Genomic DNA, 14489 nt, shown 5'->3' on the forward strand with positions numbered 1-14489 from the left:
ATTTCCCAATCTTATAACATGATTAAAATGATAGACGAAATAGGAGATGATCACATTTCTACCTCTGCAAAAACTCCCCTAAGAGAAGATGCGTTTGAACTCAGTAGTGCTGAAAAAATAAAATCCATAGAAAAGAATGTTGCAGAAATTCTCTACACATTGGGCATGGATTTATCGGATGACAGTTTAAAGGGAACCCCCCTGCGTGTAGCAAAAATGTATGTGAAAGAAATATTTGCGGGCTTAAGTCCGGAAACAATGCCCAAACTATCAACTTTCGATAATAATTACAAATATGGCGAAATGTTGGTAGAGAAGAATATTACACTATATTCTACATGTGAACATCATTTGCTGCCAATTATCGGACGAGCTCATATAGCTTATATTTCAAGTGGTAGGGTGATAGGTTTATCAAAAATGAATCGGGTAGTGGAATATTTTGCAAAAAGACCACAAGTTCAGGAAAGATTAAATATGCAGATTGTGCAAGCCTTGCAAAAAGCCTTGGGAACAGAGGATGTAGCTTGCGTAATTGATGCAAAGCATTTATGTGTGAATTCAAGAGGGATTCAAGACATTGCAAGTAGCACTGTTACTGCAGAATATGGTGGGCAGTTTAAAGCAAATGAAGTTCTCAGAAGGGAATTTTTGGATTACATCAATTTAGATACAGCATTTGAATAAAAACAAAAAAAACTATCCGAAGATAGTTTTTTTGTTTAGCGTTATGTTTTTCTTTGGTTTGTAAAAAGTATCAGTGAGATCTAAAATAATTAATCTCAAAAAAAGGAAAGTCTAGATCAGTTGAAATTTTCTTAAAGGCAAATTTTTTAATAACAAAAAAACTGGTGTAATTTTTTTTTGGCGTTTCTTCAGAAAAAATAAGTCAAAATCGAATTAAATATATACTTACTGCTTAAAGATTCGATAAAAACAAAAGAGTGTCTAAGCCATCGGCGTAATCATTTAAAGATGGGGTTTGTGTTTTACCAAAGGGAATTTCACCAATTTGACCTTTCCCAACCACACATTGAATTTTATCTTTTTCTGCGTCAAGCCTTTGCTGAAGGTCATTTAAATCTTCGTAATTTTCGTAAAAAAGAGACGCAATAGGAGATGAATAACCTGCATCTTCTTTCAACATCAGAAAACCATTCTCAAGCAATTGAAATTTGCTCATTAAATACACCGCTTTGTTGTAAGTATAATTGTTCTCATATTTTTTATACTCCATTAAGTAAGAATAGGGTAAGATCTCTCTAAAAAGCGGATCGAAATTATAATTTTTTGGGACGAATAGTTTTGAAACACTTCGACATCCCAAACCAAAGTACCTAAAAATATCCTCACCGAGACCTTTTAGATCTTCTTTCGTTTCATCCCCACGCAAAATAGCAATAGAATTTCTGTTTTTTCTGATAATATTTGGGTATTTGCCAAAATAATAATCAAAATAGCGTGCAGTATTGTTGCTTCCTGTGGCAATCACTGCATCAAAACTTTTGATTCTGTCTTGAGTAAAATTAATTTTTCCTTTAAATTCTGGAGCAACAAATTCCAAATATTTTGCAATTAAGGGAAGTAATTGTGAGTCGTTAGAAGATTGTTTTATTGTGATTTTATGACCAGATATAAGTACAGATAAAAAATCGTGAAAGCCAACTAGTGGTATGTTACCGGCTGTTATAACGGCTACATTCTTTTCCTTATTTTGATCAAATTGATAAGACGATAACCAATTCTCAAGATTTTCTTTGGTCAAAAGTTTTCCCCAATTTTCAAAAGAAAAGCGCATGTTTTCTTCTGTGAACCAACCATTGTAATGCTGCGCATTTTTAATTTGATCTGAAAAATCATCAAAAAAAGAATCATTTCCTTTAACCAAGTTATTCATTTCAACTTTATCCTCAGAAAATTGTGCCAGAAAACTGCCTAATTCACTAAATGCCTCAATTCTCTTTTCTAGTCGCATGAAATATAATTTATGAATGTTATCTTTGTGCTGCAAAAATAATTAAAAAATAGATGGCAATAAAGATAACTGATGAGTGCATCAATTGTGGTGCTTGTGAACCTGAATGTCCGAATAATGCAATTTATGAAGCCTCGGATGATTGGAAATATAGTCAAGGAACAAACTTAAAAGGAACTGTAATTTTTCCTGATGGTAAAGAAGTTAATTCCGATGTTTCTCAAGAACCGGTAAGCGATGAGTTTTATTTTATTGTGACAGATAAATGCACAGAATGCAAGGGGTTTCATAATGAGCCTCAATGTGCGGCCGTTTGTCCTGTAGATTGCTGTGTTCCTGACGATGATCATGTAGAAACTGAGGAGCAGTTACTCGCTAAAAAGAAATTTTTACATCAAGAGTAAAATTAAATAAATGTTCCAACCCTGATTTTAAAGTATATTTGAAAAGATTGATAAAAAAATAGAAAATGAGTTTTAAGAAACAAGATATATTAGATGCACTAAACACCATTAGCGCCCCCGGCGAAGGAAAAAGTTTGGTAGAAAGTGACGCGATCAAAAATATTGTAATTTTTGATAAAGAAGTGATAGTAGATGTAGCCATATCAAACCCCTCTTTGCAAGCAAAGAAAAAAACTGAAGTAGAGATCATGAAAGTTATTCATGATCAAGTAGATCAAAAAATAGATGTAAAGGTTAATGTGATTGTTGAGAATGCAAAAACTCCTCGCATTGTACCGGAGAAAAAAATTCCGGGAATAAAGAATATTATTGCTGTAGCGTCAGGTAAAGGTGGTGTAGGAAAATCAACAGTAACGGCTAATTTGGCGGTAAGTTTGGCCAAAATGGGTTTTTCAGTGGGTATTTTAGATGCTGACGTTTATGGACCTTCCATGCCTATTATGTTTGACGTAATGAGTGAGCGACCACTTGCAGTCAATATTAATGGGAAATCAAAAATGAAGCCCATAGAAAATTACGGTGTAAAAATATTGAGTTTAGGTTTTTTTACAGAGGCAAACCAAGCTGTAATTTGGCGTGGTGCTATGGCGTCAAAGGCTTTAAATCAAATGATATTTGATGCGCATTGGTGTGAACTCGACTTTATGTTAATCGATCTTCCTCCAGGAACTGGTGATATTCATTTATCGATTGTACAATCTGTCCCTGTCACTGGAGCAGTAATTGTGAGTACACCACAGGCTGTTGCTTTAGCAGATGCTAAAAAAGGGGTAGCGATGTTCAAACAAGAAAATATAAGTGTACCTGTTCTGGGAATTGTGGAGAATATGAGTTACTTTACACCTGAAGAATTACCAGAAAATAAATATTATATTTTTGGTCAAAGTGGAGCTAAACATTTGGCAGAAGATTTAGATACGGCATTTTTAGGAGAAATTCCTTTGGTGCAAAGTATTAGAGAGGCAGGTGATGTAGGTCGCCCGGTAGCGCTTCAGACAAATTCAAAATTAGAAGAGGCATTTGCTGAGGTAACCAAGAAAATGTTGAGTGAATTGGTTAAAAGAAATGAAACTTTACCGCCTACAGAAGTGGTTAGAATAACCACGATGTCTGGATGTAGCACAAAATAAACGAGCAATTGAAAAAGGAATTGATGAAAGAAGAATTAATTAAGAACATCGAAAAAGCTTTAGATGAAATCAGGCCTTACCTGATTGCTGATGGAGGGAATATAACCCTGATTGATGTAGTAGATGATGTAGTAAAAGTTCAGTTAGAAGGAGCTTGTTCTGGTTGTAATGTAAATCAACTTACACTTAAAAATGGGGTTGAAGCAACCATAAAAAAGCATGTTCCGCAAATTTCTAGAGTAGAAGAAATTAAATAATTCTCATTTTAACGGAGGGTTTGATTTAGGAAGCTAAATGATTATTCGCTATATTTGTGAATAACGTAATTATAGCCAAATTATTCATCTAGCATCAATTTAACCCTTCGTATTATGCCACGATATCATCGATTAGGTAAAATCCCTCCGAAAAGGCACACCCAATTCAAAAATCCTGATGGAGGTCTGTATCAAGAAGAACTTTTTGGTACCGCCGGATTTGTCGGAATGTCTTCCCTAATTTATCATTTGCATCCTCCTACAGTGGTAACAGAAGTGAAACAGTTAAGGGATCTCACACCTGTTATCGCGATTGAAAAAAATATGCGAGCCCTTAGTTTTAAGGGGTTTTCTTTACAATCTTCTGAGGATTATATTGAGAGCAGAAAAGCATTGTTTGTTAATAATGATTTGCATATAGGTTTAGCAGCGCCCAAAACTTTTTCTAAAGAATTTTTTTATCGCAATAGTGACGCCGACGAAATGCTTTTTATTCATCTAGGTTCGGGGTTGTTAAAGACAATGTATGGTCAGATTAAATTTGGTTACGGAGATTATTTGATCATTCCAAGAGGAACAACCTATCAAATTGAATTTGATATGGAAGAAAATCGTCTGTTATTTATTGAATCATTTAGTCCTATAGTAACACCAAAAAGATATCGCAATAATTTTGGTCAGTTATTGGAACATTCGCCATATTGTGAACGAGATTTTAGGTTGCCTGAAAATTTAGAGACGATAGATCAGAAAGGAAATTTTAAAGTTTTAGCCAAAAAACAAGGAATGTTATGGGAATATACACTTACCTATCATCCATTTGATGTAGTAGGATGGGATGGTTTTAATTATCCTTATGCGTTTTCCATTCACGACTTTGAACCGATTACAGGTAGAATTCATCAACCGCCTCCGGTACATCAGCAATGGGAAGGGAATGGATTTGTTGTTTGTTCTTTTGTGCCGCGTTTATACGATTATCACCCGCTGTCAATTCCAGCACCTTACCATCACAGCAACATTGATTCTGAAGAAATATTGTATTACGTTGATGGCGATTTTATGAGTAGAAATCATATTGAAAAAGGACAGATAACTTTGCATCCCGGTGGAATTCCACATGGTCCTCACCCCGGAGCTGTAGAGCGAAGTATAGGAAAAACAAAGACCGATGAACTCGCCGTTATGATAGATCCTTTTCATCCTCTAAAAATTACAAAAGCAGCCATGGAAATGGAAGTGGGAGATTACTATAAATCTTGGATTATTTAAACCTTAATAATTATGAAAAGTTTGAAAAATAAGCAAAATATAGATTTCGGTCTGACAAAGATATTTGAAGAAGCAGAAGATTTTTTGCCACTATTGGGTACAGATTACGTAGAAATGTATGTAGGCAATGCAAAGCAAGCAGCTCATTTTTATAAAACAGCTTTGGGATTTCAATCTTTGGCTTATGCCGGATTGGAAACAGGTTTGAAAGATAGAACAAGTTATGTGCTAGTTCAAGATAAAATCAGATTGGTACTAACCACGCCTATGCCGGGCAAGAATAGAGAGATTTTTGAACATCTGGAAAAACATGGGGATGGCGTAAAAGTAATTGCCCTATGGGTTGATGATGCTGTAAAAGCATGGGAAGAAACGACTAAAAGAGGTGCTAAATCTTATTTTTCACCCAAAACCGAAGAAGATGAAAATGGAAAAGTTGTAAGATCAGGTATTCATACTTATGGAGATACTGTTCATATTTTTGTTGAAAGGAAGAATTTTAGAGGTGCCTTTTTGCCCGGTTTTGTAGAATGGAAATCAGATTACAATCCTAGTCCATGCGGTTTAAAATACATCGACCATATGGTTGGAAATGTAGGTTGGGGAGAAATGAATGTTTGGGCAACATTTTACAATGAAGTCATGGGTTTTGCCAATTTGATCACTTTTGATGATAAGGATATTTCGACTGATTATACAGCTTTAATGAGTAAAGTGATGACAAATGGAAATGGAAGGATTAAATTTCCAATCAATGAACCTGCTGCCGGAAAGAAGAAATCTCAAATAGAAGAGTATATAGATTTTTATCAAGGACCTGGTTGTCAGCATATTGCTGTTGCTACAGACGATATTGTATTTACAGTAAGTGAAATGAAAAAACGTGGTGTGGAGTTTCTCTATGTGCCGGGAACGTATTATGATACAGTTGGCGAAAGGGTAGGAGAGATCGATGAAAAATTGACTCTTTTAAAGGAACATGGAATCATGGTAGACCGTGATGACGAAGGCTATTTGTTGCAAATCTTTACAAAACCATTAACAGACAGGCCTACTTTGTTTTTCGAGATCATCCAAAGAAAAGGAGCTCAATCTTTTGGGAAAGGCAATTTTAAAGCACTATTTGAATCTATCGAAGCAGAACAGGCCAGACGAGGAACATTGTAATTTTTCATGTTAACTAAATAACTTTTCGTGCATTGATATAATAAACGATGCTCGTAAAAGTATTTGGCAGTGCCGTGTTTGGTGTGGAGGCCACCACAATTACCATTGAAGTAAATATAGATAAGGGATATGCCTACCATTTAGTGGGTTTGCCAGATAATGCTATCAAAGAGAGCAGCTATAGAATTTCAGCTGCACTTAAAAATAATGGTTATCAATTACCGGGCAAAAAAATTACCATCAATATGGCTCCTGCTGATCTGCGTAAAGAAGGCTCAGCCTATGATCTTACTATAGCTATGGGAATTTTAGCTGCTTCGGGTCAAATTCAAACCAAAATACTAGAAGATTATGTTATTATGGGAGAACTTTCTCTCGATGGTGGTTTACAGCCTATCAAGGGCGTTTTACCTATCGCCATAAAGGCAAGGCAAGAAGGTTTTAAAGGATTTATTTTACCAATTCAAAATGTGAACGAAGCCGCTATTGTTAATAACTTAGATGTTTATGGTGTTGAAAATATCAAAGAAGTCATAGAATTTTTTGAAGGTAAAGGGGTTCTAGTTCCAACAAAAATAGATACTAGAAAGGCGTTTTATGATCATATTCAAAATCCAGAGTTTGATTTTTCTGATGTCAAAGGACAAGAAAGTATAAAACGATGTATGGAAATTGCGGCTGCAGGCGGCCATAATATTATTTTAATTGGCCCACCGGGTTCCGGAAAAACCATGTTGGCAAAAAGATTACCCTCGATCTTACCTCCTATGACACTCCAAGAAGCACTAGAAACAACAAAAATTCATTCTGTTGTAGGTAAAATTACAGGAGAAGTAGGTTTAATGTATCAAAGGCCATTTAGATCGCCTCATCATACAATTTCAGATGTCGCTTTGGTCGGTGGCGGTTCATATCCCCAGCCGGGAGAAATCTCTTTATCACATAATGGTGTTTTGTTTTTGGATGAATTACCTGAATTTAAAAGAACTGTTTTAGAGGTTATGCGCCAACCATTGGAAGATAGAGAGGTAACCATTTCAAGAGCAAAATTTACAGTCACATATCCAAGTAGCTTTATGTTGGTTGCAAGTATGAATCCTAGCCCAAATGGATATTTTTTGGATCCGGATAAACCGGGAATGAATAGTCCTGTAGAAATGCAACGATACTTGAATAAAATTTCCGGTCCATTGTTGGATCGTATCGACATTCATATTGAAGTGCAACCCGTGCCCTTTGAAAAACTGACAGACGAAAGAAAAGGTGAAAATAGTGAGGTCATTAGAGAACGCGTGATAAAGGCCAGAGAAATTCAAACCAAAAGATTCATGGATAATGACAAAGTGCATTACAATGCACAAATGACAGCAAAAATGATTCGTGAGATTTGCACTTTAAATACAGACTCCATGCAAATGTTGAAAGACGCTATGGAAAGGCTGAATCTTTCGGCTAGAGCATATGACAGAATTTTAAAAGTAGCGCGCACGATTTCAGATTTAGAAGCATCTATCGACATCAAAACCCATCATATCGGAGAGGCCATTCAATATAGAAGTTTAGATAGAGAAGGGTGGTTGGGATAATATATTTTATACTTTGACTAACTTTTAGTTTAATTCCATTGATTTTACATTCAAAAAGTATGAAAAACATCGAAAAAATATCCGCTTAAACTTATGTCTTTCAAGCTTGGAACTCCATCAGAATTGCTTTACTTTTACTTTTTTGAAAATTATGAAACTAGATATATTGGCATTTGGAGCACATCCGGACGATGTGGAATTAGGTTGTGGGGCTACATTAGCTAAAGAAATTTCTTTTGGTAAAAAGGTTGGTATTGTCGATTTAACGAGAGGAGAATTGGGCACTCGGGGTTCTGCAGAGATTCGAGATCAGGAAGCTAAAGATGCTGCTGATATTTTAGGTGTAGAGGTACGAGAAAACCTGGGTTTTGCTGATGGATTTTTTCAAAATGATAGAGCAAATCAAATTGAAATTATAAAAATGATCAGAAAATATAAACCGGAAATCGTTTTATGTAATTCTATTGATGATCGACATATAGACCATCCGAAAGGTAGCAAACTAGTGAGTGATGCTTGTTTTTTATCGGGTTTGAGAAAAATTGTAACTGAATTAGACGGAAATATTCAAGAAGCTTGGAGACCTAAATTCGTTTATCACTATATTCAGTGGAAAAACATTCAACCGGATTTTGTAGTAGAGGTAAATGATTTTATTGCCAAAAAAGTACAAGCAGTTATGGCATATACCAGTCAATTTTACAATCCGGTTAGCAAAGAACCCATCTCTCCAATTGCCACTAAAAACTTTGCTGAAAGTATAACCTACAGAGCCAGAGACCTGGGCAGATTGATCAATACAGAATACGCAGAAGGCTTCACTACAGAGCGATTTGTGGCTGTTTCATCTTTGGATAAATTAATATAATTTTTTGTTTGCACGAAATGAGAAATTAATTACATTTGCACTCACTTTGCAAAAAGCCAAGTAACAAAAACCATGGTGGTTGTAGCTCAGTTGGTTAGAGCGCTAGATTGTGGTTCTAGAGGTCGCCGGTTCGAGACCGGTCTTCCACCCAAATTAAAACGCCCAATTTTGCATTGGGCGTTTATTTTTTAATTAAATAAAGGTTAAAATAATGAAAAAAATCTTCAGCGGAATAGTAATGCTTCTTTTTGTAAGTGCCTATGCGCAAAACAATGCAGAAGCCATACAATTAGAAAAGAAAATACTTGAAAAGGCAAAGGATTATAGTGATCCGGCCTCTGTAAAAAACAGCATGTTAAAACTGATCGTCCTAGAAGGAGATAAAAGTCAGTACAAAGATAGTTTGGCTTTATTATATTATGCGGAAAGAAAATATGGTTCTTGTTTTGTGATTACCCAGGAAATCCTTAAAAACAAGCCTAATGATATTAAAACATTAGAACTTCAATCATTTTCGCTGGAAGCAATAGGTGCATATGATAAAGCTGCTGAATCGTTCGCTAAACTATTTGCTCAATCAAATGATAATTATCACGGGTTTAGCTTGGCCAATTTACAGTATGTTCTAAAAAGGTATCCAGAATCTTTTGCTACCATTCAAAAGGTTGAGAAATTAAATGACACCGGAAATTATACGGTAAGTTATGCGATTAACCAGAATCATAACCAGGAGGTTGAATTAATAGCAGCGATACAATATTTAAAAGGATTAAATGCTGCCGAGTTAAAACAAAACCCCGTTGCAAAAACAAGTTTTGAAAAAGCAATTACGATTCAACCTGATTTTGTTTTAGCAAAAGAGGCTATTGCAAATTTAAGTGCTGAAAAACAGTAATTTATCCCTTTTTCTCTTTCATCTTTATTTAAGATGGAAGGGTAATAGTTTGTTGATCTTTCTTTAATTGAAGGTTAGATATCATGAACTCGAGGTCTTGATAGATTTGGTCGAGCTCGGTCTTACTCTTCTCTAATTCTTTTTGAATTTTCTGATTTGAATCTGAGAAATATTCACTCATTTCTCCAAACATTTTTTGATAATACGAAATTCCAGAATTTAGATTTTCTCCAAAGGTATTTAATACTTTAGTCTGTTTTTCCGAAATATTTTGAATTGATTCTTTGACCATATTATTGAAATAATCAACATATAAATTCAATTCTTTCAATAGGAAGTTAGGTCTGTAATTATTTTTAATTAGTTGAGCTCTTCCATAAATATGATCAGTTATCTCACTTAAGCTCATCTTTTTAGAAAAATATGCCATATTGGGCCCGGGACAAACAGAAACACCTGTTCCTTCCGTTTTATGATCTATATCATAAGTCATTAGAGCAGAAGTTCCTAATCCAACACAAATACAAGATTTTTCCACTATGCGATTGAACTGTTCAGAAAAATCGGTTTCGTTCAAATTTTGTTTTTCTAATTCTTTTATTTTCAACCTTTGATATTGTCTTGAAGCTGTACAAATTGGATCTTTAGTAAGTTCTTTGTTTAGAGCAACATATTGCTTAGGACAAGTACTTCCGGGTCGGTTTGCTTCAATTTTGGCATTTTTTTCGGCATCCTTCGTATTTCCTCTTAAATTGTTAAAAGGGACACCCAATGGCGAAATATTGCTTAAGTAAAGATCTGATTCTGTTGCTTTTTCTAACCTTTGAAGAGTTTCTTCATCTACAGTAGTAGCTTCAGGTACTAAAAGAAAAGGTGACCCCCATCCAACAGAGTCAACTTGATAGTGTTTAGTTAAAAACGCTTGTTCTTCGTGGGTTCCAACACCGCCTTGCGCAGATATTTTCAACTCAAGATTAACTTCTGGCACGACTTTGTTTTTAGAACTTAGTGTTTGAAATAAAATTTCTTGTACAGACTGTTTCAATTCAATTCTATTATCTTTGAACTCTTGTAAAATTGGTCCCAAGAGAAACCCTTGAGTAGCAAAAGCATGACCTCCGCAATTTAGGCCAGATTCAATTCTGTATTCTGAAACCCATATTCCTTTTTTAGCCAAAAATTTCCCTTGTATTAAAGCAGATCTGTAATCGCTCACTTTAAGAACTACTTTCTTTTTGATATAGCCATTTTGATCTGGATAAAAATCGCTAAACTGCTCTAAATAACTATAAAGCCTGGGATTCATACCTGCTGATAGAATTACTGAAGAACTCAATTTACTTTCAGCAAAACCTCGAAGAGCTGCATGAGCATCGTTAAATTCGGCGGGTAATTTTTCTCCATTAAAATAATTCTCTTTATCAATTTTGGTCATGATATTCACATCAATACTTCCAATTTTTAGATGTTTGTCTAACCACTTTTGAATATCTTTTTTTGGAAAATTCTTACTAAAAAGTTCATCAAAGTCCTTTTTTAGGGAAGAACCTCCTGGAAGAAGATTAAAGTATTGTTGTAATTCGATACTCTTTTGGTGAGTGATATTTTTTAATTCATCAAATTTACTTTCAACTAGATCATTTAGTAAATTAAGATAGGAAGTAATGCGTTTTGCTCTAAAATCTTCAATTTTATCACTAATTTCTTTATATGGAATTAAATATTTTTCTGAGTAAAATTTTCTCATTTTTTCAATCAGGATATCATCTACCAATGAAATGACAGAATCAATGCCGAGATGAGCTACTTTTAATGGAGAATCAAGCGTGAAGCCTATACCCATGACAGGAATATGGAAGGTGTGTGTTTTATTTATCATAATCTATGTTCGTTCTAATAAGACGTAAAGGTGCTAATAAAACATAAGATTATACCTATAAATACCGTTAAAATATTTCAATTTTTAACAAGTGAAATCTTGTCTCTAAGATATCTTGCGGTGTACGATTTTTTATTTTCGATAATTAATTCAGGTGTTCCCTCTGCTACTATATAACCGCCATTTTTTCCACCTTCCAGACCTAAATCTATGATGTGGTCTGCGCATTTGATCAAATCCATGTTGTGTTCAATCACTACTACAGAATGGCCCTTATCAATAAGCGCATTAAATGATTTTAATAATTTATGAATATCGTGAAAATGCAATCCTGTGGTCGGTTCATCAAAAATAAATAATGTTTTTTTCGCAGAATTGCCTTTAACCAGGAAAGAGGCTAGTTTAATTCTTTGGGCTTCTCCGCCGGAAAGTGTTGAGGAAGCTTGGCCAAGTTGAACATAACCCAAGCCCACGTCAAATAGCGGTTTTAATTTTTGTACAATTTTAGGTTGGTTTTTATTTGTAAAAAATTCAATGGCTTCATCTACTGTAGATGAAAGAATATCGTAAATATTTTTACCTTCAAAATTCACTTCCAAGATTTCTTTTTTAAATCTTTTTCCTTTACAGGTCTCACATTCAAGATGTACATCGGCCATAAACTGCATTTCTATGGTAACTTCACCATCGCCTTTACAGGTTTCACATCTGCCACCCTCAACATTAAATGAAAAATGATTGGTTTTATAACCCCTCATTTTAGATAGTTTTTGACTTGCAAAAAGTGACCTAATATCATCAAATGCTTTTATATAGGTTACTGGATTTGAACGACTCGATCTTCCAATAGGGTTCTGATCGATGAATTCAATCATTTTTAAATGATTAAAATTTCCTTCCAATCCAGAAAAATGCCCTACTTTTTCTCCATATTGCATAAGTTTCTTTTGCATGGCAGGATAAAGAATATTGCGCACTAAAGTACTTTTACCACTACCGGAAACACCCGTTATAACGGTTAAAATATTTAAAGGAATTTGTACATCTATATTCTTGAGATTATGCTCTCGAGCTCCCTTAATTTTTATAAACTTATCAGTTTTTCTTCTTTGTTTGGGAACCTCAATACCCATATTCCCACCGAGGTATTTTGCAGTTAAGGATGTGCAATTCAGTATTTGTTTAAAATCTCCTTCAGCAACGAGTTCTCCTCCATGGGTTCCGGCTTCCGGACCAATATCGATAATATGATCAGCGGCTTTCATAATATCTTCATCATGTTCAACCACCACCACTGTATTTCCTAAATCTCTTAATTTTTGTAAAACTCTGATAAGATTTTCGGTGTCTCTAGAATGTAACCCAATACTTGGTTCATCTAAAATATACAACGATCCAACTAAACTGCTTCCTAAAGATGTGGCAAGGTTTATACGCTGACTTTCTCCGCCAGAAAGTGAATTGGAGTTACGGTTTAATGTGAGATATGTTAATCCCACATCACATAAAAAGTGTAACCTAGATTGAATTTCGATCAACAATCTGTTGGCTATTTTTTTTTCTTTATCAGTTAAATATAAATTATCGAAAAGGATAGTCAATTCATCAACGGGTAATTCTACCAATTCTGAAATTGTATGTTGGTCAATTTTGACATAATTGGCTTCCGGCCTAAGTCTAAGTCCCTTACATGTACTGCATTTCGTTTTTCCTCTGTAGCGAGAGAGCATTACTCTGTACTGAATTTTGTAACTTTTTTCTTCTATAAATTTGAAGAATCTATTCAATCCTTTAAAATATTTATTTCCTTCCCAAAGTACTTGCTTTTGTTCATCTGTTAATTCGAAGTATGGTTTGTGAATTGGAAAATCAAATTTATAGGCATTTAAGATTAGATCTTCTTTATAATTTATGAATGAATCACTTTTCCAGGGCATGATGGCATCTTCGTATATAGATAGAGCAGAATTAGGGATCACCAAGTCTTCATCAATACCAATCACATTTCCGTAACCCTCACATTTAGGACAAGCTCCATAGGGATTATTAAAACTAAATAGGTGTACGTTTGGTTCTAAAAAATCTAATCCATCTAGTTGAAATAAACTTGAAAATGATTTAGAGGATTGATCTGATAAATTTTGAATGATACAATTACCTTTTCCCTCATAAAATGCAGTTTGCACGGAATCTGCCATTCGCGCATAAAAATGCTCATCATCCTGTGTTACTAATCTGTCAACTACCAAAGAGACATTTTTCTCCTTAAAATCTTTAAAACCTTCTATACGAACTATTTCACCTTTTATTTGAATCCTGGAAAAACCTTGTTGCTGATAAACAGCCAACATTTTATCTAAAGATTTATTCTTATCTAAAACAATAGGAGAGAGTAGCAGTAACTTTGTATTTTCAGGTAATGCTTTTGTGTATTCTATAACATCAGTGACCGTGTTTTTTTTCACTTCTTCTCCCGAAATTGGCGAATAAGTGCGCCCGATTCTTGCAAAAAGTAACTTTAAATAATCGTAAATTTCTGTTGTTGTACCTACAGTCGATCTCGGATTTGTGCTGTTTACTTTTTGTTCAATAACGATGGCAGGAGAAATTCCTTTGATAAATTCTACCTTCGGTTTGTCTAGTTTTCCCAAAAATTGTCGAGCATATGCACTCAAACTTTCTACATATTTTCGTTGACCTTCTGCGTATAAAGTATCAAAAGCGAGGCTAGATTTACCCGATCCGGAGAGTCCGGTGATAACAACGAGCTTATTTCTTGGAATTTTTACATCAATTTTTTTTAGGTTGTGTATTGATGCTCCTTTTATAAAGATATGATCTCTGAAGTCTTTATTTTTCAACGTTTCTAGCGGATTTGAGATTAGGAAATGACAAAGATAGTGAGATAGATTTGTTAATAAAAACTGAAAAAATGTTAATTTCTATAAAATATTTTTACAAAAAATTTGTTTATTAACTAAATATGTATTTATATT

At 34.4% G+C, this 14489-nt stretch carries 12 protein-coding genes and 1 tRNA gene; 10 read left to right on the forward strand and 3 right to left on the reverse strand.

Annotated elements, in window-relative coordinates:
- The first annotated feature begins 18 nt into the window (after positions 1-18).
- Positions 19-687: a GTP cyclohydrolase I FolE gene (gene folE, locus ACFQ39_RS09860; RefSeq protein ID WP_377178557.1), complete on the forward strand. Its 669-nt coding sequence runs from the start codon at positions 19-21 to the stop codon at positions 685-687.
- Positions 688-919: 232 nt separating this feature from the next.
- Here folE and ACFQ39_RS09865 read toward each other — a convergent pair whose 3' ends face one another.
- On the reverse strand, positions 920-1975 hold the full coding sequence (locus tag ACFQ39_RS09865; RefSeq protein ID WP_377178559.1) for an acyl-CoA reductase: 1056 nt from the start codon (positions 1973-1975) through the stop codon (positions 920-922).
- A 53-nt stretch (positions 1976-2028) separates the two neighbouring features.
- Between ACFQ39_RS09865 and ACFQ39_RS09870 the strand changes: the two genes are divergently transcribed.
- From ACFQ39_RS09870 to ACFQ39_RS09910, 9 genes are all read left to right on the forward strand, one after another.
- The gene (locus ACFQ39_RS09870) at positions 2029-2379 is read left to right on the forward strand and encodes a 4Fe-4S binding protein (protein WP_377178561.1); all 351 of its coding nucleotides are present in this window, start codon (positions 2029-2031) and stop codon (positions 2377-2379) included.
- Positions 2380-2444: 65 nt separating this feature from the next.
- Complete coding sequence (locus ACFQ39_RS09875) at positions 2445-3569, forward strand: Mrp/NBP35 family ATP-binding protein (RefSeq protein WP_377178563.1); 1125 nt, start codon at positions 2445-2447, stop codon at positions 3567-3569.
- 20 nt (positions 3570-3589) lie between these two features.
- Positions 3590-3826 (forward strand): NifU family protein, encoded by a 237-nt coding sequence (locus ACFQ39_RS09880; RefSeq protein ID WP_377179986.1) that lies wholly within the window; start codon positions 3590-3592, stop codon positions 3824-3826.
- Positions 3827-3940: 114 nt separating this feature from the next.
- Positions 3941-5098, forward strand: coding sequence for a homogentisate 1,2-dioxygenase (locus ACFQ39_RS09885; RefSeq protein WP_377178565.1), 1158 nt, complete (start codon positions 3941-3943; stop codon positions 5096-5098).
- A 12-nt stretch (positions 5099-5110) separates the two neighbouring features.
- The gene (gene hppD / locus ACFQ39_RS09890) at positions 5111-6265 is read left to right on the forward strand and encodes a 4-hydroxyphenylpyruvate dioxygenase (protein ID WP_377178567.1); all 1155 of its coding nucleotides are present in this window, start codon (positions 5111-5113) and stop codon (positions 6263-6265) included.
- 47 nt (positions 6266-6312) lie between these two features.
- Positions 6313-7851 (forward strand): YifB family Mg chelatase-like AAA ATPase, encoded by a 1539-nt coding sequence (locus ACFQ39_RS09895; protein ID WP_377178569.1) that lies wholly within the window; start codon positions 6313-6315, stop codon positions 7849-7851.
- 151 nt (positions 7852-8002) lie between these two features.
- On the forward strand, positions 8003-8719 hold the full coding sequence (bshB1, locus tag ACFQ39_RS09900; protein ID WP_377178571.1) for a bacillithiol biosynthesis deacetylase BshB1: 717 nt from the start codon (positions 8003-8005) through the stop codon (positions 8717-8719).
- A 74-nt stretch (positions 8720-8793) separates the two neighbouring features.
- A tRNA-His gene (locus tag ACFQ39_RS09905) sits at positions 8794-8869 on the forward strand.
- A 61-nt stretch (positions 8870-8930) separates the two neighbouring features.
- Entirely contained in the window at positions 8931-9614 is a 684-nt protein-coding gene (locus ACFQ39_RS09910) for a hypothetical protein (RefSeq protein ID WP_377178573.1), read from the forward strand.
- A 28-nt stretch (positions 9615-9642) separates the two neighbouring features.
- Here the strand turns inward: ACFQ39_RS09910 and ACFQ39_RS09915 are convergent, their stop codons facing one another.
- Both ACFQ39_RS09915 and uvrA read right to left on the reverse strand, forming a co-directional pair.
- Positions 9643-11493, reverse strand: a complete 1851-nt coding sequence (locus ACFQ39_RS09915) for a hypothetical protein (RefSeq protein WP_377178575.1) — start codon at positions 11491-11493, stop codon at positions 9643-9645.
- 77 nt (positions 11494-11570) lie between these two features.
- Positions 11571-14354, reverse strand: coding sequence for an excinuclease ABC subunit UvrA (gene uvrA / locus ACFQ39_RS09920; RefSeq protein ID WP_377178577.1), 2784 nt, complete (start codon positions 14352-14354; stop codon positions 11571-11573).
- Positions 14355-14489: the final 135 nt, after the last annotated feature.

It is taken from the genome of Namhaeicola litoreus, assembly GCF_042679565.1.
GTDB lineage: Bacteria > Bacteroidota > Bacteroidia > Flavobacteriales > Flavobacteriaceae > Namhaeicola > Namhaeicola litoreus.